Annotated in this window: 17 protein-coding genes and 1 tRNA gene; 9 read left to right on the top strand and 9 right to left on the bottom strand. The window is 35.5% G+C overall.

What is annotated here, in order from left to right; all coding sequences use genetic code 11:
* Positions 1 to 165: 165 nt before the first annotated feature.
* The gene (pfkA, locus tag BMX24_RS00420) at positions 166 to 1,152 is read left to right on the top strand and encodes a 6-phosphofructokinase (RefSeq protein ID WP_089790035.1); all 987 of its coding nucleotides are present in this window, start codon (positions 166 to 168) and stop codon (positions 1,150 to 1,152) included.
* Positions 1,153 to 1,181: 29 nt separating this feature from the next.
* On the top strand, positions 1,182 to 2,186 hold the full coding sequence (gap, locus tag BMX24_RS00415) for a type I glyceraldehyde-3-phosphate dehydrogenase (protein ID WP_089790033.1): 1,005 nt from the start codon (positions 1,182 to 1,184) through the stop codon (positions 2,184 to 2,186).
* A 64-nt stretch (positions 2,187 to 2,250) separates the two neighbouring features.
* On the opposite strand, the gene BMX24_RS00410 is transcribed toward gap, so the two are convergent.
* Positions 2,251 to 3,558 carry a hypothetical protein gene (locus BMX24_RS00410; RefSeq protein ID WP_089790031.1) on the bottom strand — a complete coding sequence of 436 codons (1,308 nt, stop codon included), beginning with the start codon at positions 3,556 to 3,558 and terminating at the stop codon, positions 2,251 to 2,253.
* Between the two features lie 373 nt (positions 3,559 to 3,931).
* On the opposite strand from BMX24_RS00410, the gene BMX24_RS00405 reads away from it, so the two are divergent.
* The 4 genes from BMX24_RS00405 to htpG all read left to right on the top strand — a co-directional run bounded on the left by BMX24_RS00405 (position 3,932) and on the right by htpG (position 9,573).
* Positions 3,932 to 4,711: a response regulator transcription factor gene (locus BMX24_RS00405; protein WP_089790030.1), complete on the top strand. Its 780-nt coding sequence runs from the start codon at positions 3,932 to 3,934 to the stop codon at positions 4,709 to 4,711.
* A gap of 146 nt (positions 4,712 to 4,857) precedes the next feature.
* Positions 4,858 to 6,054, top strand: coding sequence for an oxygenase MpaB family protein (locus BMX24_RS00400; protein ID WP_089790028.1), 1,197 nt, complete (start codon positions 4,858 to 4,860; stop codon positions 6,052 to 6,054).
* Positions 6,055 to 6,280: 226 nt separating this feature from the next.
* Complete coding sequence (recA, locus tag BMX24_RS00395; protein WP_089790026.1) at positions 6,281 to 7,288, top strand: recombinase RecA; 1,008 nt, start codon at positions 6,281 to 6,283, stop codon at positions 7,286 to 7,288.
* A 392-nt stretch (positions 7,289 to 7,680) separates the two neighbouring features.
* Positions 7,681 to 9,573 (top strand): molecular chaperone HtpG, encoded by a 1,893-nt coding sequence (gene htpG, locus BMX24_RS00390; RefSeq protein ID WP_089790024.1) that lies wholly within the window; start codon positions 7,681 to 7,683, stop codon positions 9,571 to 9,573.
* A 376-nt stretch (positions 9,574 to 9,949) separates the two neighbouring features.
* Here htpG and BMX24_RS00385 read toward each other — a convergent pair whose 3' ends face one another.
* Positions 9,950 to 10,246: an MGMT family protein gene (locus tag BMX24_RS00385; RefSeq protein ID WP_089790022.1), complete on the bottom strand. Its 297-nt coding sequence runs from the start codon at positions 10,244 to 10,246 to the stop codon at positions 9,950 to 9,952.
* A gap of 65 nt (positions 10,247 to 10,311) precedes the next feature.
* On the opposite strand from BMX24_RS00385, the gene BMX24_RS21095 reads away from it, so the two are divergent.
* Complete coding sequence (locus tag BMX24_RS21095; RefSeq protein WP_170835631.1) at positions 10,312 to 10,458, top strand: hypothetical protein; 147 nt, start codon at positions 10,312 to 10,314, stop codon at positions 10,456 to 10,458.
* Between the two features lie 290 nt (positions 10,459 to 10,748).
* On the opposite strand, the gene BMX24_RS00380 is transcribed toward BMX24_RS21095, so the two are convergent.
* From BMX24_RS00380 to BMX24_RS00355, 6 genes are all read right to left on the bottom strand, one after another.
* Positions 10,749 to 11,720, bottom strand: a complete 972-nt coding sequence (locus tag BMX24_RS00380) for a deoxyhypusine synthase family protein (protein WP_089790020.1) — start codon at positions 11,718 to 11,720, stop codon at positions 10,749 to 10,751.
* A 26-nt stretch (positions 11,721 to 11,746) separates the two neighbouring features.
* Positions 11,747 to 12,391: an acyloxyacyl hydrolase gene (locus BMX24_RS00375; protein WP_089790018.1), complete on the bottom strand. Its 645-nt coding sequence runs from the start codon at positions 12,389 to 12,391 to the stop codon at positions 11,747 to 11,749.
* 118 nt (positions 12,392 to 12,509) lie between these two features.
* Complete coding sequence (locus BMX24_RS00370) at positions 12,510 to 12,890, bottom strand: GreA/GreB family elongation factor (protein ID WP_089790016.1); 381 nt, start codon at positions 12,888 to 12,890, stop codon at positions 12,510 to 12,512.
* A 354-nt stretch (positions 12,891 to 13,244) separates the two neighbouring features.
* Positions 13,245 to 13,637 carry an alternative ribosome rescue aminoacyl-tRNA hydrolase ArfB gene (gene arfB / locus BMX24_RS00365; protein ID WP_089790014.1) on the bottom strand — a complete coding sequence of 131 codons (393 nt, stop codon included), beginning with the start codon at positions 13,635 to 13,637 and terminating at the stop codon, positions 13,245 to 13,247.
* Entirely contained in the window at positions 13,634 to 14,098 is a 465-nt protein-coding gene (locus BMX24_RS00360; protein WP_089790012.1) for a hypothetical protein, read from the bottom strand. Before BMX24_RS00360 ends, arfB begins: the two co-directional genes overlap by 4 nt.
* 85 nt (positions 14,099 to 14,183) lie before the next feature.
* Positions 14,184 to 15,218, bottom strand: coding sequence for an AMP-binding protein (locus BMX24_RS00355; RefSeq protein WP_089790009.1), 1,035 nt, complete (start codon positions 15,216 to 15,218; stop codon positions 14,184 to 14,186).
* Between the two features lie 101 nt (positions 15,219 to 15,319).
* On the opposite strand from BMX24_RS00355, the gene BMX24_RS00350 reads away from it, so the two are divergent.
* Positions 15,320 to 15,390, top strand: a tRNA-Gln gene (locus tag BMX24_RS00350).
* 184 nt (positions 15,391 to 15,574) lie between these two features.
* Positions 15,575 to 16,918: an alkaline phosphatase family protein gene (locus tag BMX24_RS00345; RefSeq protein ID WP_089790007.1), complete on the top strand. Its 1,344-nt coding sequence runs from the start codon at positions 15,575 to 15,577 to the stop codon at positions 16,916 to 16,918.
* A 101-nt stretch (positions 16,919 to 17,019) separates the two neighbouring features.
* Here BMX24_RS00345 and BMX24_RS00340 read toward each other — a convergent pair whose 3' ends face one another.
* Positions 17,020 to 17,310, bottom strand: coding sequence for a helix-turn-helix domain-containing protein (locus tag BMX24_RS00340; RefSeq protein ID WP_089790005.1), 291 nt, complete (start codon positions 17,308 to 17,310; stop codon positions 17,020 to 17,022).
* Positions 17,311 to 17,390 lie beyond the last annotated feature (80 nt).

Below are 17,390 nucleotides of genomic sequence, written 5' to 3'. Positions count from 1 at the left end.
ATATTATCCAGATAATCCTTGTCAAGGTTTCGAACCTTGACAAGGATTACATATTAAACCGACAAATTTTAGACATTTCTAATAATTTATATTCAAAACTCTTATGAAGTTACTGCAATTATCTGAACTTGTTTTTGTAAATTTGTGTTCGAAATTTTTTACTAGATGAAAGAGAGTGCTGTAAAAAAAATTGCAGTTCTTACTTCAGGAGGAGATTCTCCGGGTATGAATGCAGCATTAAGAGCGGTGGTAAGAACCGCAAACTATTATAACATAGAATGTTACGGAGTACGAGAAGGCTATAATGGTCTGATCAGCGGGGATTTCCTGAAAATGGGACCTCGTTCTGTAAAAAATATAATCAACCAGGGCGGAACTATTCTGAAATCTGCCCGTTCCATGGAATTTAAAACTAAAGAAGGCCGCCAAAAAGCTTATGACAACTGCGTAAAACATGGTGTTGACGCGTTGGTTTGCATTGGTGGGGACGGAACTTTTACCGGAGCAAAAATTTTTAACGAAGAATTCGGAATCAAAGTAATCGGTGTACCGGGAACTATTGATAATGATATTTTCGGGACTGACAACACCATCGGATATGATACAGCCTTGAATACAGCAATGGAAGCGATAGATAAAATCCGTGATACGGCAACTTCTCACAACAGGGTTTTCTTTGTTGAAGTAATGGGTCGTGATGCTGGTTTTATTGCTTTAAACAGCGGATTGGCAACTGGTGCTTTGGACATTTTAATTCCTGAGAAAAAAGACAGTATGTCTGATCTTTTTGCCAATTTCAGAAATGCTGAAAAAACTGGGAAAGCTTCCAGTATTGTGGTCGTAGCTGAAGGTGAAAGGCTGGCCAATATTTATGAACTTGCAGAGCAGACTAAACAGGAATTTCCTGATTATGACATTCGTGTTACGATTTTAGGACACATCCAAAGAGGTGGGTCTCCAAGCTGTGCAGACAGGGTTTTGGCGAGCAGATTGGGTTACGGAGCCGTAGTAGGATTAATGGAAGGACAAACAAACGTAATGGCAGGGATGCGTTCCAACGATATTGTGTACACACCTATCGAAGAAGCCATTAAAAAACATAATGAAATCAACAAAGATCTTTTACTGATTTCAGAAATTTTAGCAATCTAATATTTTTAATATAATTAAAACAAACTATTATGTCAACAATCAAAGTAGGTATCAACGGGTTTGGTAGAATTGGACGTCTTGTTTTCAGAGCAATGACTGAAAGAGATAACATCGAAGTAGTAGGAATCAATGACCTTATCGATGCTACATACATGGCTTACATGTTAAAATATGATTCTGTACACGGGATTTTCCCAGGTGAGGTTTCTGTAGAAGGAAACGACCTTGTGGTAAACGGAAAAAGAATCAGAGTAACAGCTGAAAGAGACCCGAACAACCTAAAGTGGAACGAAATCGGAGCTGATTATATCGTAGAATCTACAGGTCTTTTCCTTGATAAAGAAAATGCTGCTAAACATATCAATGCTGGTGCAAAAAAAGTAATTCTTTCTGCTCCTTCTAAAGATGATACGCCAATGTTCGTAATGGGGGTAAACCACAAAGAACTTACTGACGATATCAAAATTTTATCAAACGCGTCTTGTACAACAAACTGTTTAGCTCCTTTAGCTAAAGTAATCCACGATAACTTCGGGATCGTAGAAGGTTTGATGACTACGGTACACGCTACAACGGCGACTCAAAAAACTGTTGACGGTCCTTCTGCGAAAGACTGGAGAGGGGGTAGAGCTGCTCTTAACAATATTATTCCTTCTTCTACAGGTGCTGCTAAAGCGGTAGGAAAAGTAATCCCTTCATTGAACGGAAAATTAACAGGTATGTCTTTCAGAGTACCGACTGTTGACGTTTCTGTAGTAGATTTAACGGTGAGAATTGAAAAGGCTGCTTCTTATGAAGAAATCTGTTCAGTAATCAAAGCTGCTTCTGAAGGTGAATTGAAAGGTATCCTTGGATACACTGAAGATGCTGTAGTTTCTCAGGATTTCGTAGGAGATAAGAGAACTTCAATCTTCGATAAAGACGCTGGTATCATGCTTTCTCCGAACTTCGTAAAACTTGTTTCTTGGTATGACAACGAAATGGGTTACTCAAACAAGTTGGTAGATATGTTGGTACATGCTGCTTCTTTGTAATAAAGTATCAAATAATATAAAAAACAACCTCTCGATGGGAGGTTGTTTTTTGTTTAAATTATTTTCAACGATCAGTTAGTGGCGTAAAAATACTTCCTAATTTATCTAATTTAATTGCTTTTGAAAGCGTAACTCCAAAAAATGGACGAGGATTAATTGCCGTGTTCATAATTTCTGCCTGCAAAGTTATCCCTGTGTTTGCTTCCGTTAACCATACTCTTCCTAAAAAAAACACATCATGCATTCTTTTAACTTCTGTAGTATTTCCTTCTATTAAATAATTACTTGGATAAAAATAGGATGAATACCCAACCGAGGCATGTGCTCTAAAGCTAACATTTGCTGTTTGATAAGCGAGGAAAAAACCTGCTCCCCCCACATTAAAAACATATTCATTCTGTATTTTTCTTGAAACATTATCCATTATGACAGTTCCTGGTACAAACCCGTCAACAAGGGAAACTTCTGAATTTTTCTGATCTTTAAAATCTCTCGTAATTGTTGATTTTCTCCAAATAAATTCTAAAGACGGCGAGTAATATAAACTCAAGTGTTTATTTGATGACTTTATAAGTTTAAATAATGGACTTATATATGCTCCTATATTATCTGAAACTCTTGATGTCACCATTTTATATTGTGCCCTATATTCATTGTGCTGGGTTTCTGAAACTGGTTCAATTTTATATACTCTATTAACATTTCCTGTAGAATCAATATCACTCATAGTTCTATTTCCATATAAACTAAAATAAAAACCTACTTTATTTCTTCGTTCAACAGGAGGTATAAAAATATTTGTGGCAAAAAACAAATTTTTAGCTTTTGTTTTACTTTCTACAATATCAAAATTTGTTCCCACGTAAGCTAGAATATTATACTCATGAAAAAGATTAATATGATCTTTTCCATCATCCACAAGAACTATTATTTTTTTCTTTAATCCAATATTCCTTTTATCTATATCATCGGCATTCTTGGATGTTTTTAAACTTAAAACGATTTGTCTTCCTCTATCCCAAAGGGTATCTTTTTTTAGTTTAATAGTAATGACTTTACTCTTTTTTAAATCAGGAAAATTAAAAGTATTATCTTCAAACTCATAATCTGAAACAGGTAAAGTACTTTTCTCCTTATCAACTTCAATATAAAATTTATAATCTTCCCAGGTTTTGGGATTCACAATATCAACTTTAAGAGGAATTGAAATATAACCGTCTTTTGATGTTTTTTCTACTTTTATCGTATCTGACTCGAAACTTAAGCTAAAAATGTTATTTGCATTCACATCTATTTTTCCATTTGCCTGCTCTTGTCCGAAAACTATCCCCGCCCATCCCAGCAGAAACAGCAATAATAAATTTGTTTTCATGGTTATCAATTTTTATACAAATTTTAAAAATCCATGAATACAAAGAAATTACCCGTTTGTGTAATTTTTGAAGCCAATTTAAAAATGACAAAATAATGAATCCCCTACAAATTTGCAGGGGATTCCAGTTTATATTTTCAAACAGCTAACAGAAAATTATAAACTTATTTTTATGTTATAAGAAACAATTATAATCAGATTGTATTTACAGGTTAAAAATACAAAGAAATAATGGCAAAACAGAATAGTTTTAGAAGTGAGTTTTCAAGGTTATTAGTCAATACAAATTTTAAAATTTAATCAATACAAAAAAATCCCCCTTTTGTGGTATTTTTTAAGAAAACTTTAACTATTTTAGAAGTCAAACTTTAGCATGGACAATTCAGAAAAAAAACACCCTTTGGTAGAAGTATGGAATACTTATCCCGGTGTCAGAAAAGAAAATAAGGCTATTTCGGTCATACCTCCCATCGAGCGCATTATTGGGGAAATGTTCGCTATTGGTGAATTTTATTATTATGTGCTGAATCTTACCAACAGTACGATTTCCCATCATCATGAAAATATTTTAAAACTTCATGGTTTAGAAGAATATCCCCAAAATTTAAAGGAAATCATTGATCTTACCCATCCCGATGATATCGAATTTATTGTGAAAGCCGAGCAAAAAGTTGTCGAAAAAATGATGGAAATCGGTAAAGAACACCAGCTATATCTTAAGCCAAGTTACTGTTTCAGAATGAAAACCGCCTCCGGAAACTATGAACTTTTTCACCATCAGGCCATTCTTACACTGGAAGATGAAGATAGAAATCTGGTTCAGTCCATTAATATTCACACCAATATCAATCATATTACGAAAGAAAATCCTCGTACGGTTTTAATTGCGGGATTTGGACCCAGAAATGACTTCCATCAAATAAAAATTGAAAATATTTCTTCAAATAATCATTTTTCCGGAGTAAATTTAACCCGAAGAGAGACTGAAATTTTATCTCTTATTGCAAAAGGGTACTCAGGATCCGAAATTTCCAAAATGCTTATCCTTTCTGAACATACCGTCCGTACCCATCGGAAAAATATTTTAACAAAAACCAATTCGAGAAACAGCAAAGAACTTTTGAGAAAGGCTTTCGAATGGGGGCTTATTTAAAGTGAATTGTCAATTGTCAATTGTGAATAAAATTAATACAAATCAATAATTTGATATATAAAATAAATTTAAAGATCATATTGACTGTAAATTCCTGATAAATCTCACGATGAAACTTCGGCGTAAAACTTGTATTTTTATCCTTCATGGAAATAACGATTTTACAACCACGATTCAAGGATTCATCACACTTCAAAGACTTTTGGATTAAAGGCAACGGAAAAGAGCTTATAGATTTTTCCGGAGCACAACCCAGCTTTAAAGATTTTGAAAAATTTGCACCCTACTATTATCATGTGGACGAAATCGGTGATGAAGTGGCAAAAGATGTTTATTTAACGAAAAAATTTCATGAAGCATCACGGGAAATCGAAGGTTATATCCGAAACGGCATTTCCGAGAATGATGATGTTCCTGAAAGTGTAAAAAAACTCCTTCTGCAGACTCAGAAAATTCCGGATTGGCTGGATTATGACCTGATTAAAAGCGGTGCAGAACTTTGCATGAGAAGCAATCTCGATTCATTGATTTCCCTGCGTGATTACTGCTTAATGGGTGGTTATGATTATGCTTATCTCAACAAACCGTTAATCGCGACGGAAGCCTTAAAAAAAGGTGCCGTAAAAAGACTTTCCGAAACATTGGATTTTTGGGTGAATGTCACAAGATATGACGCTCTGGAAATTCATAAAAAAGGCTACGAATTTGCCATAAAAACCAGGTTGATTCATTCATACGCAAGACTTTCCATCAAAAAATATTATAAAAACTGGGACACGGAAAACTGGGGCGAACCCATCAATTCATGGGATATGATGGCGACTTATATTGGTTTCAGTCTCGTATTTCTTCATAGCTTAAAAAAGTTGGGCAATACCTTTTCGCCACAGGAAGAAAAAGGAATTTTCCATCTTTGGAAATACGTCGGATATTTGCTCGGCATCCCTGAAAACCTCCTTCCCAACGATAAAAAACAGGCAACGGAATATTTTTATCTATGGACTTCGATTCAGCCTCCCGCAGATAAAGATTCTGTGCTTCTCGCCCATTCCCTGCTCAACGAGTCTTTGGAAAATCCTATCTTAAAATATCAATTTCAGCGAAAAAATTTACGTTACCTTCACATTTGCTGTACCTGGTTTTTATTGGATGATGATGTTTGTAGAAGACTGCAGATTCCGGATGTCGCCAACAGAAACGTCTTCCCTTACACAAAATGGTTCATCAACAAAATTTATGACAAAACCGTAAGCAGAAAAGCCAGAATCCGGAAAGGAAATAAAGATCAAATGAAGGTTTTAACGGATTATCTTAAGATTACACAAAACTCTAATTTTCATTAAAATATAGTATCCAATCAAACCTTCAAGGTTTTTGAAACCTTGAAGGTTTAGTTTATAAATCTCAAACTGTAAAAAACTCCAAATAATACATTTACAGTTCATTAATTATTAAATTGCTGTCTCAAAATTTTATTATTTTTTAACTATAAAAACAGGTTTCAGGAGCAAATAATATTAGTTTTTGATCGTAAAATTTCGTATTTTTGAGAAATTATTTAAACAACAGATGAGTAATATTGATGATAAGAAAAAAGCACTTGCACTGGTGCTTGACAAACTAGATAAAACATACGGAAAAGGTACTGTAATGACGTTGGGAGAAAACTCTGTCGACAATACTATTGAGGTAATTCCTTCAGGATCTTTGGGATTGGACATCGCTCTTGGAGTAGGTGGATACCCGAGAGGAAGAATTATCGAAATCTACGGTCCTGAATCTTCAGGTAAAACAACTTTAACACTTCACGCCATTGCAGAAGCTCAGAAAGCAGGAGGAATTGCAGCATTTATCGATGCGGAGCATGCTTTCGACAGAACTTATGCCGCAAAACTGGGCATCGATTTAGAAAACCTAATTATCTCTCAGCCGGACAACGGTGAACAGGCTTTGGAAATTGCCGATAACCTGATCCGTTCAGGAGCAATTGATATCGTCGTTATCGACTCTGTAGCAGCATTAACTCCAAAAGCGGAGATTGAAGGTGAAATGGGAGATTCTAAAATGGGTCTTCACGCAAGATTGATGTCTCAGGCATTGAGAAAATTAACAGCAACTATTTCCAGAACAAAATGTACGGTAATCTTCATCAACCAGTTGAGAGAAAAAATCGGTGTAATGTTTGGAAACCCTGAAACAACAACAGGTGGTAATGCTTTGAAATTCTACGCGTCTGTAAGAGTGGACATCAGAAAAGCAAGTGCCCCGATCAAAAACGGAGATGAAGCGATCGGAAGCCGCGTGAAAGTGAAAATCGTGAAAAATAAAGTAGCGCCACCTTTCAAACAAGCAGAATTTGATATCATGTATGGAGAAGGTGTTTCTAAAACAGGAGAAATCCTTGATCAGGCGGTAGAATTAGGAATTGTGAAGAAAAGCGGTTCTTGGTTCAGCTATGAAGAAACTAAGCTGGGGCAAGGTCGTGATGCCGTGAAGGATGTGTTAAAAGACAATCCTGAACTTGCTGAGGAATTGGAAAACAAAATCAAAGAGGAATTGAAAAACAAAGCAAAATAAGTTTTTTGATTTAAAAATATTGAAAGGCAGTCTTTTGGGCTGTCTTTTTTATTGTCATTGCGAAGGGATAAAGCTAGCTGTTGTTAAGCTTGTTGAAGTTATTTTCTCTCGCGGATTTTGCAGATTGCGCAGATGTTTGGGTTTTATTTTGTGAAAATATTTGTGGGATTTGTGCTTAAAATTTATTTGTTTATTTGAACCACCCCGTCAAAAATTCTTTGAATTTTTGCCACCCCTCCAGAGGAGGGGAATTTTTCGGAGTGCTTATTAATAAGCTAATTTCTAATTTCTAATTTCTGATTTCTAAATACAAAAAATGTCAAAATGTCACTTTTAGTCAAACGGTCTTTTTTTTGAGAAAGAATTAAGAGAAAATTAAAACTAAAAATATTATGACTAAAGGAAATATTAATGTATCTGTGGAAAATATTTTCCCGCTTATCAAAAAATTTCTTTACAGTGACCACGAAATATTCCTGAGAGAATTGATTTCTAATGCAACGGATGCAACTTTAAAATTAAAGCATCTAACAAGCATTGGTGAAGCAAAAGTTGAATACGGAAATCCGAAACTGGAAGTTAAAATCGACAAAGAAAATAAAACGCTTCGCATCATAGATCAAGGAATTGGAATGACGGGTGAAGAAGTTCAAAAATACATCAACCAAGTGGCTTTTTCGGGAGCTGAAGAGTTTTTGGAAAAATACAAAGACACCGCGAAAGATTCGGGAATTATCGGTCATTTCGGACTTGGATTTTACTCTGCGTTTATGGTGGCAGAGAAAGTGGAAATCTTAACCAAATCTTACAAAGATGAGCCAGCCGTTCGTTGGATTTGCGATGGAAGTCCTGAATTTACTTTAGAAGAAACGACAGACAAAACCGACAGAGGAACAGAAATTATTCTTCATATTGCAGAAGATTCGACTGAATTTTTGGATGAAGGGAAAATCCGTGAATTGTTGTTGAAATATAACAAATTCATGCCGGTTCCGATTAAATTTGGTACAAGAACCCACACATTGCCTTTACCGGAAGACGCTCCGGAAGATGCCGTTGCAGAAACGGAAGAAGTTGATAATATCATCAACAACCCTACTCCAGCGTGGACGATTGCTCCCAATGAACTAACGAATGAAGATTATATGAAATTCTACCACGAATTGTACCCGATGCAGTTTGAGGAGCCATTATTTAATATTCATTTGAATGTTGATTATCCGTTTAATCTGACGGGGATTTTATTCTTCCCGAAACTGAGCAATAATTTAAATATTGAAAAAGATAAAATTCAACTCTATCAAAATCAAGTATTTGTAACGGATGAGGTGAAAGGTATCGTTCCTGATTTCTTAATGCTTCTTCGTGGAGTTATTGATTCTCCGGATATTCCGTTGAATGTTTCTCGTTCTTACTTACAGGCAGATGGTGCGGTGAAGAAAATTTCGTCTTACATCACGAAAAAGGTTGCCGACAAAATGTCTTCTCTCATCAACGAAAACTGTGAAGATTATGAGAAAAAATGGAATGACATTAAAATCGTTATCGAATATGGAATCGTAACGGAAGAGAAATTTGCTGAAAAGGCAGATAAATTCACATTATATCCAACAACAGACGGAAAATATTTCTTGTGGAATGAATTGGAAGAAAAAATTAAATTAAACCAGACCGATAAAGATGGAAATTTAATCGTTCTTTATGCTTCAAATGCTGATGAACAACACAGTTATATTCAGTCTGCGAAGGATAAAGGGTATGAAGTTCTTCTTTTGGATTCACCGATTATTCCTCACGTTATCCAAAAACTGGAAACTTCAAAAGAGAAAATTTCTTTTGTAAGAGTGGATGCAGATCATATCAATAATTTGATTAAAAAAGATGAACCCCTCATTTCTAAATTGAATGAAACGGAAAAAGAATCATTGAAAAAGAATGTTGAGGAAGCAATTAATGATACAAAATTCACGGTTCAGCTTGAGGATCTGGACAGCAATGATGCACCTTTCACGATCACTCAACCGGAATTTATGAGAAGAATGAAAGATATGCAGGCAACCGGCGGCGGCGGAATGTTTGGAATGGGCGGATTCCCGGAAATGTATAATCTGGTGGTGAATTCCAATAGTGAATTTGCGAGTCAGATTTTGAAATCTGAGAATTCGGAGGAAAAAGAAGGTTTGATTAAATACGCTTTGGATTTGGCTAAACTTTCTCAGAATTTATTGAAAGGAAAAGATCTGACAGACTTTATTCAAAGAAGTTATCAGAATCTGAATAAATAATATGGTTATTTTATATAGGGGTTTCGGGGCGACAAAGTCGCCCCGAAACTTTTTATGAGTAGTTTTCACTTTGTATTATCAGAGTTTCGGCGGTGCCAAAGGCACCGCCGAAACTTTTATCAGCTTTAAAGGCTTCGAGAACCTCAGCCTGACATCCCTAATACTAGCTGTTTTTTGTAAGATTTACAGCGTTATCAGGCTGAGGTTCTCGAAGCCTGATATCTCTAATACTAACTGTTTTTTGTAGGATTTACAGCATTGTCAGGCTGAGGCTCTCGAAGCCTGATATCTCTAATACTAACTGTTTTTTGTAGGATTTACAGCGTTGTCAGGCTGAGGTTCTCGAAGCCTTGACTTATAACTCACTATTAATAATTTATAACTCCGTCAACGGATCCCAAAACAGCTTCTTAAAATTTTTAATTCTAAAATTCTCAACAACAATTCCTTCGGCTTCTAATCTTTTCTGAAACTCCGGAACAGATAAAGTTCCCGAACTGGAAATTACACGATGTGCAGGAACATCTTTCGGGCAACCTCCCATCGCTTTTCCTACGTGACGCGAATGATTCGGATAACCGACTGCTTTGGCAATCGCTCCATAACTTGTTACTCTTCCTTTGGGAACTAATTTTGTGATTTCCCAGACTTGTTTTTTGAATATTTCGTCCATGTTTTGTTTTGCATTATTTTTGGACTTTACATTTTCTAAAATCCAATCACTAAAAATATAAAGTTATGAAAAAAACATTTTTCCGTTGGCTGAATAAAGTGAATAAAGCGATTCTCCCAAAATTAAGTAATAAAGATCCGAATAAACTCACAAAATTTCAAAAAGGGATTTTAGCCTATCGGTATTTTGTGCTGGTGAATTCTTTGGACTAACAGTTTCGCGTGAGGGATATGGAGGGTGCGACCGAAGGGAGCAGTCTCGTTGTTTCGACAACGAGACCGGAACGAAGTGGAGCCCGGAGAAGCCCGACCCGAGCTTTGGGATTGCTTTGGAGAGGGACACGCCCTAAATTTAAACACAAATTTCACAAATAATTTTTCACGAATAGACACAAACATCTATGCAGATTTGCGTAATTTGTGGGAAATAAAAAACGTCCCAAAAATTGGAACGTTTGTATTTTGAGATCCTTCGACAAGCTCAGGATGACATTTTCTAATAATTAATTCTCTAAAATATAAGAGAACATTAATGGTGCACAGATCGTAGCATCACTTTCAACGATAAATTTCGGTGTAGTGATATCCAGTTTACCCCAAGTGATTTTCTCGTTCGGAACTGCTCCCGAGTACGAACCGTAAGAAGTCGTAGAATCTGAAATCTGACAGAAATATGACCAGAACGGAATATCATGCATTTCCATATCCTGATACAACATCGGAACCACACAGATCGGGAAATCTCCTGCGATACCTCCACCGATCTGGAAGAACCCCACTCCTTTTCCACCTGAATTTTTTGTGTACCAATCTGCCAGATAAGTCATGTATTCGATCCCTGATTTCATAGTCGTAGCCTTCAATTCTCCTTTGATGCAGTAAGAAGCGAAGATGTTACCCATGGTAGAATCTTCCCATCCCGGAACTACGATCGGCAAGTTTTTCTCCGCCGCAGCGATCATCCAAGAGTTTTCTCTCGGAATTTCGTAATACTGTTCCAACACTCCTGAAAGGATCATTTTATACATAAATTCGTGCGGGAAATATCTTTCTCCCTTTGCTTCTGCATCTTTCCAGATTTCAACAATATGTTTCTGTAACCTTCTGAAAGCTTCTTCTTCCGGGATACATGTATCTGTAACTCTATTTAAACCTCTTTCCAAAAGATCCCACTCATCCTGAGCCGTTAAATCTCTGTAATGAGGAACTCTTTCGTAATGAGAATGTGCCACAAGATTCATCAAATCTTCTTCAAGATTGGCTCCTGTACAAGAAATAAAATCTACTTTATCCTGACGAATCATTTCTGCAAGGATTTTTCCCAACTCCGCAGTAGACATTGCCCCTGCCAAAGTGATCATCATCTTTCCACCTTCTTTAAGGTGTGCAACGTAACCTTTAGAGGCATCCACCAACGCAGCTGCATTGAAGTGCAGGTAATATTTTTCTATGAATTCGGTAATCGGTTTATTCATTTTTTTAATTTTTGCAAAGATAAAACTTAAAAACGGAATGTAGCGGCTGCACTCAAAGAAACTCTGTGTAAACCTTCTTTTTCTTCTTCGCCAAATTCATACGTAACGCCGTTGAACTTCATTTTACTAAGCGTTCCGGCAGTAAGTCCCAGTTTTGGACCGATTAAGAAGTTTTTGGAGACTTGGTACTGGTAACCGAAATTAAGCTCAGCTCCCAAATTAGAGCCCGTCCCTTTTACACTACCCGTTTTTGTTGTATAGGAAATAACTCCTAATCCCATATCAACAAACATTTTGTGCCTGGTTTGTTCGCTGAAATTTGAAATCATCAAAGCCGGACCAAAAAATGTAATATTATCTTTTGTACTTACATTCCCGGTAACAACATTTCCCTGGTTATCCATCACAGTTAATCTTCCATCGCTTGATGCGCTGTAGTTGGAAAATTTCAACCCAACTCCTAAGATATGATTAACATGATAGTAAGCAGAAATGTCAAAATTGACCCCTTTTTTTAATCCTTTAATATAATTTCTCTCTTCATAAGTAATACCTTTCGGCATCTCCGCCGTTCTCCAGGCATAACCAACAGATGGCATAAGCGAAACTTTTTGAGCAAAAGACATTGCAGAGATTGAAAATAATCCCAGTGTTATTAGTTTTTTAATCATTATTCTAAATTTTGAGCAAAAATAAGATTTTTATTAGATTTAAAAAGCTACAGACACTTTATTAAACTTTAATTAAAAAAAGTACAACTTGCAATAAGCTGTACTTTTCTCTTTAAAATTACCCTTGCCAAGGTTCTACTTTTAAGATTTCAATTTTTCTTTCCCCATCTTTGAAAGGCCAATCGATGATATCTCCAACCTTGTATCCAACGGTAGCAAGGGCAATATCTGATAAAATTGAATATTTATTTTTTGCGGGCTTCGCTTTTGTAGTTGCCACAAAAATATATTCATGTTCGAAATTTTGCGTATGATCCTTAATCGTTACCTTTCGATCAACCGTCACGACGTCAGAAGGCAGGTCTCTTCTCAAAACCTGTTTTGCTTTTCTAAGTTCTTCTGCAAGTCTCTTTTCTTCTAAAACAGTTACTTTTTTTCTTCTCAAGGTATCTTTTATCGCATCATAAATTCCGGTTGTTACAATAATATTATCTGACATTTTATTTAATTTTAAAAGATTAAAATATGACGATTTTACAATGATCCAACGTAGGAATACAAGCAAAATACCGCTCGTTCCTATGAAAAATGCATCAAAAAAAAATATAATTTAAATCGGAAAATTCCCCTGTCTTGGATCCTGACAGGGCTTACTTGATAAACTCCTTAGAACTTTTCAGGAAAGAATCTGTATGTAAATAAAGCAACGACAACAACACCTTCGACTGACGAAGTTTTGCTAAAAAAGAATTTTGTGTTGTAATAATCATTTTGTGCTTATTTTTGCTAAGATAGGGATTTACTATGAGTTATAAAAATATATGTATTGAAGAGCACTCATCTCGTTCTACTTCTAATATCTAAATTTCCTGTTTTCTTTCTTCTCTGAAATTTTCTTCTTGGTGTCCAGCCTTTTTTGTTTTTGATTTTTTGAGGGTTTTGTCGCCACTCTCTTTTTAGGAATAAATAAAGACTTATCTACAATCTCCAGGATTTTTTCAATGGCTTTGTTTTTATTCATTAATTGCGTTCTACTTTCAGAAACCGTTAAGAATAAAAATCCTTCTGCATTGATCCTGTTTTTTAGTTTATTTTGAATTAAAAGCTTTTGATCTTCATTAAAAAATTCAGACTCACCGACATTCCAAAGCACTGTCACAGCAGTCTCAACTTTATTAACGTTCTGCCCCCCTGCTCCGCTGCTGCGGGAGGTTTTGAAACTGAGTTCTTTTGAAAAATCTTTCATTGGAATTTTAGTTTTGAATTTTGTTGTATATAATCTTTTTCGTCATTAACGAATTTTAGATCACCCTCTTTCTTCTCTCTTAAATCTTTTTTAATTACTAATATACTTCTATCATTTGAATTTACTATAATAGAATCTCCCTCCTCGACATCGTACAAACACATCCATGAGTAAATTTCAGCTTCATTATTTTTAATCGCATAGGGAAAAATATCTTTTTTGTATGGATTAAATTCTTTTACATTGCTTACAAAATCTTTCAAATATATTATTCCAAAACAGTGATTTCCCGAATCACTTACGCCACCCACTCTTCCGTTTATTAAGATATTATTATGAAAAAATGGCTGCTCGTATTTATCCTGTATTTCAGCATCTTTTATACTTTGTTTTACCCAAAATATCCATCCGACAATTGCTGCTGAAAATAAAACTGCAATTTTAATTATATCTTTTTTCATTAATTGCTTTTAAAAGATTTAACCACCCCGTCAAAAATTCTTTGAATTTTCGCCCCCTTCCAAATGAGGGGAATTTTCATGCCGGTTATTTATTACCGATAATTTTAGTTAATTCGATTCGGTTGATTTTCCCATTCGGAGTTCTTGGGATTTTTTCGATAAAAATAATCTCTTTCGGCTTGTGAAATTTTTTTTCAAACGGCATCGCTGAAATTTTTTCAATTAAATTTTCCGATTCTTTTCCTTCAATTACCAATATCAATTTTTGTCCCAAACTTTCATCATTCAAGCCTAAAAATACAACTTCATTCGGAATTTTTTTCTTTACTAATGATTCTAATTGTTCAGGAAAAATTTTCGCTCCTCCGGAATTAATTATGTTATCTATTCGTCCCAAAAATCTAAATTGCTTATTGTCAGATTTGATTTCAACTAAATCATTAGTTTGCAAAACTTCAGCATTCAAATTGGGTGCAAAAATTTTCAGACATCCTCTTTCGTCTCTAGAAATAGTAACATTTTCAAAAACGGTAAAATAATCTTCCGTCAGAGGAAAAATTTGTTTCAAAGCAATATGGGAAAGGGTTTCAGACATTCCATAGGTTTCAAATATCCGGGTTGGAGAATTGGAGAATTGGAGCGTTTGAGTGATTTTGGTTTTCAAACTTTCTGATACTGCAGCCCCGCCGATGATTAAATTTTTAATTAAATGCAGTTTATCCAAAGAATTTTCAACCTGAAGCGGCGTCATTGCACAAAAATCAACCTCATCGTTGATATGCTCTAAAGGCTTTGTAGAGGGATGAACAACAATTAATCTTAATTCTTTCACCATCGATCTTACGATCATCATTTTCCCCGAAATATACTCTACCGGAAGGCAAATCAATGCTGTATTTCCTTCTTTTAATCCAAGAAAATCGCAAGTCATTTCTGCGGAATTGATCATTTTCTTTTTCTCAATATCAAAAACCTTCGGAATGCCCGTAGAACCGGAAGTTTGTACCCTTACCGTCTCCGATTCGGAAAACCATTCTTCCAGGAATTTTTTGATTTTCTGTTCGAATTCCGTTTCAAAAGATAATTGATTAATATTGAGATTATTGAAGTTTATCTGCATGATTGGCTTGGGTAAAAAAGCACAGTAAATTTAAAAAAAAGTTTAAAAAGTTTTTGCATGTAATGAAAAAAGCTGTAAATTTGCACCACTGAAATAAACAAAGACCCATGGTGTAGCGGTAACACTACTGATTTTGGTTCAGTCATCTGGGGTTCGAATCCCTGTGGGTCTACGAAAAACCATCCTTTTAAGGGTGGTTTTTTTCATTCTATACCTCCTTGTTTTTGGTCATTAATTATTTAAAATTTAAATCAAAAAACACATTCTCTTGAAAAAAACATTTCTTATGTAAGACATTTAATAAACCGTTCATCTCCTATTAATACTAATGTTCTAATCTTGCAAAAATTTTTACAATGAAAAAAATATTCTTTTTTCTTGCTCTCGCAGTGGGATTGGTAAAAGCCCAGGATAATTCTAAACATGTGGTTTTGATAAGTGTAGATGGTTTGAGACCTGAATTTTATCTGGATGCGGAATGGTCTATGGTAAATCTGAGACAAATGATGAAAAAAGGAGCTTATGCCAACGGTGTACGAGGTTCTTTTCCTACCGTTACTTATCCGTCGCATACTACGATGGTGAGTGGTGTATTGCCTGCAAAACATGGTATTTATTACAACACCCCGGTTCAACCTTTGGGAATTACAGGAGAATGGTTTTGGTTTTATAAAGATATCAAGGTACCTACTATTTTCACTGCTGCGAAAGAAGCCGGTCTTACTACCGCGGGTGTGAGCTGGCCGGTAACAGTAGGAGCCCCAATTACTTACAACTTACCAGAATACGTTTATCTTCCTAAAAATAAAGGAGAAAAAAAGGACGAAGTAAAAGCTATGAGCATGGAATCCACTCCTAAAGAGCTTTTCCAGGAGGTTCAGGATTATGCTGTAGGAAAATTTGCGGAATATGGTGCAAGTTTAGATTATGCGGTAACTGACCAAAACAAAGCCAGAATGGCTGCCTATATTTTGAAAAGATATAAACCTTCATTTTTAGCTCTTCACATCGCGGCCACCGATCATTTCGAGCACGAACAGGGAAGAGAAGGCGATAAAGTGCGTTCTGCAGTTGTGGGCGCAGATGTTGCTATTAAAACATTGATCGATGCCGCTACGGCAGCAGGAATTCAGGATAACACGACATTTATCATAACTGGAGATCATGGTTTTGTGGATATCCATACACAATTCAACCCGAATGTAATGCTGGCAAAGGCCGGACTGTACAACAACGATAAAAAAGAAGAGTGGAAAGCTTATTTTCAGGCAAGCGGAGGATCGGCATTTTTACATTTGAAAAATCCTAATGATAAGGCTACATTAAATAAAGTAAATGAACTTCTGAACAATCTCCCAGACGGATACAAAAAACTTTTCCACGTTCTGAATAAACAGCAGGTTGCAGAAGCGCAGGGCGATCCGACGGCATCATTAGCTTTAGCAGCTTATCAGGGGGTAAGTTTCGGGGCTACAGCAACAGGAGAATTATTAAAAGCAGCAGACGGAGGAACACACGGTTATCTTCCAACTGATTTTAAAGAGATCCAGACAGGTTTCGTTGCTTTCGGAAGAAATATTAAAGAAGGAACAGTAATTCCTTTAATGGGACAGGAAGATATCGCACCGTTAATTGCTTATTTATTAAATCTTAATTTAAAAACAGACGGAGTTCTTTATCCGGGATTATTGAAGAAATAATTTGGTTAAATTTTCAGTTCACTTATAAACCTTGAAGGTTTGATTATAAAAAAAGACAGGCTGCTTCGAAGCAGCCTGTCTTTTTTATTTTTAGTAAAAATTTACAAATATTCTTTCGGAATAGAAATATCATTCTTTTTCATATACTCCAGAAGACCATGATATTTATCCTCAAACTCATTGGCGCACTTATCCGAGATGCTGCATATTTCAGAAGGCTTAATGTCAAGAATATCAGAAATTTTCGTGAGAATTTCCAGATTGATCTTCACTTTAGCGTTTTCAATATCAGAGTAAGCTTTTTGTGAAATACCCATTTCAAAAGCCATATATTCCTGAGTAAGATCCTTACTCCGTCTGATTTTTCTGATGTTTTGACTGCAAATTTTCATTGTTCCGGTTTTAGTAGTTTTCGGTATACTTTAGAAGTATATCTATTAGACTTACACAAAGTTAGTGAATACCTTTGGCA

Origin of the sequence: Chryseobacterium wanjuense, assembly GCF_900111495.1 — a bacterium.
Lineage (GTDB): Bacteria > Bacteroidota > Bacteroidia > Flavobacteriales > Weeksellaceae > Chryseobacterium > Chryseobacterium wanjuense.
The sequence above is the reverse complement of the archived record's forward strand: the minus strand, read 5'-3'. Positions and strand labels throughout refer to the sequence as shown.

What these genes read in the sequence shown, in the direction of transcription:
- htpG (WP_089790024.1), top strand. Translation starts at nt 7,681, where the DNA reads ATGACTAAAGGAAATATTAATGTATCTGTGGAAAATATTTTCCCGCTT.
- arfB (WP_089790014.1), bottom strand. Translation starts at nt 13,637, where the DNA reads ATGAAAGATTTTTCAAAAGAACTCAGTTTCAAAACCTCCCGCAGCAGC.
- BMX24_RS00370 (WP_089790016.1), bottom strand. Translation starts at nt 12,890, where the DNA reads ATGTCAGATAATATTATTGTAACAACCGGAATTTATGATGCGATAAAA.
- recA (WP_089790026.1), top strand. Translation starts at nt 6,281, where the DNA reads ATGAGTAATATTGATGATAAGAAAAAAGCACTTGCACTGGTGCTTGAC.
- BMX24_RS00405 (WP_089790030.1), top strand. Translation starts at nt 3,932, where the DNA reads ATGGACAATTCAGAAAAAAAACACCCTTTGGTAGAAGTATGGAATACT.
- BMX24_RS21095 (WP_170835631.1), top strand. Translation starts at nt 10,312, where the DNA reads ATGAAAAAAACATTTTTCCGTTGGCTGAATAAAGTGAATAAAGCGATT.
- BMX24_RS00360 (WP_089790012.1), bottom strand. Translation starts at nt 14,098, where the DNA reads ATGAAAAAAGATATAATTAAAATTGCAGTTTTATTTTCAGCAGCAATT.
- pfkA (WP_089790035.1), top strand. Translation starts at nt 166, where the DNA reads ATGAAAGAGAGTGCTGTAAAAAAAATTGCAGTTCTTACTTCAGGAGGA.
- BMX24_RS00385 (WP_089790022.1), bottom strand. Translation starts at nt 10,246, where the DNA reads ATGGACGAAATATTCAAAAAACAAGTCTGGGAAATCACAAAATTAGTT.
- BMX24_RS00410 (WP_089790031.1), bottom strand. Translation starts at nt 3,558, where the DNA reads ATGAAAACAAATTTATTATTGCTGTTTCTGCTGGGATGGGCGGGGATA.
- gap (WP_089790033.1), top strand. Translation starts at nt 1,182, where the DNA reads ATGTCAACAATCAAAGTAGGTATCAACGGGTTTGGTAGAATTGGACGT.
- BMX24_RS00400 (WP_089790028.1), top strand. Translation starts at nt 4,858, where the DNA reads ATGGAAATAACGATTTTACAACCACGATTCAAGGATTCATCACACTTC.
- BMX24_RS00355 (WP_089790009.1), bottom strand. Translation starts at nt 15,218, where the DNA reads ATGCAGATAAACTTCAATAATCTCAATATTAATCAATTATCTTTTGAA.
- BMX24_RS00375 (WP_089790018.1), bottom strand. Translation starts at nt 12,391, where the DNA reads ATGATTAAAAAACTAATAACACTGGGATTATTTTCAATCTCTGCAATG.
- BMX24_RS00340 (WP_089790005.1), bottom strand. Translation starts at nt 17,310, where the DNA reads ATGAAAATTTGCAGTCAAAACATCAGAAAAATCAGACGGAGTAAGGAT.
- BMX24_RS00345 (WP_089790007.1), top strand. Translation starts at nt 15,575, where the DNA reads ATGAAAAAAATATTCTTTTTTCTTGCTCTCGCAGTGGGATTGGTAAAA.
- BMX24_RS00380 (WP_089790020.1), bottom strand. Translation starts at nt 11,720, where the DNA reads ATGAATAAACCGATTACCGAATTCATAGAAAAATATTACCTGCACTTC.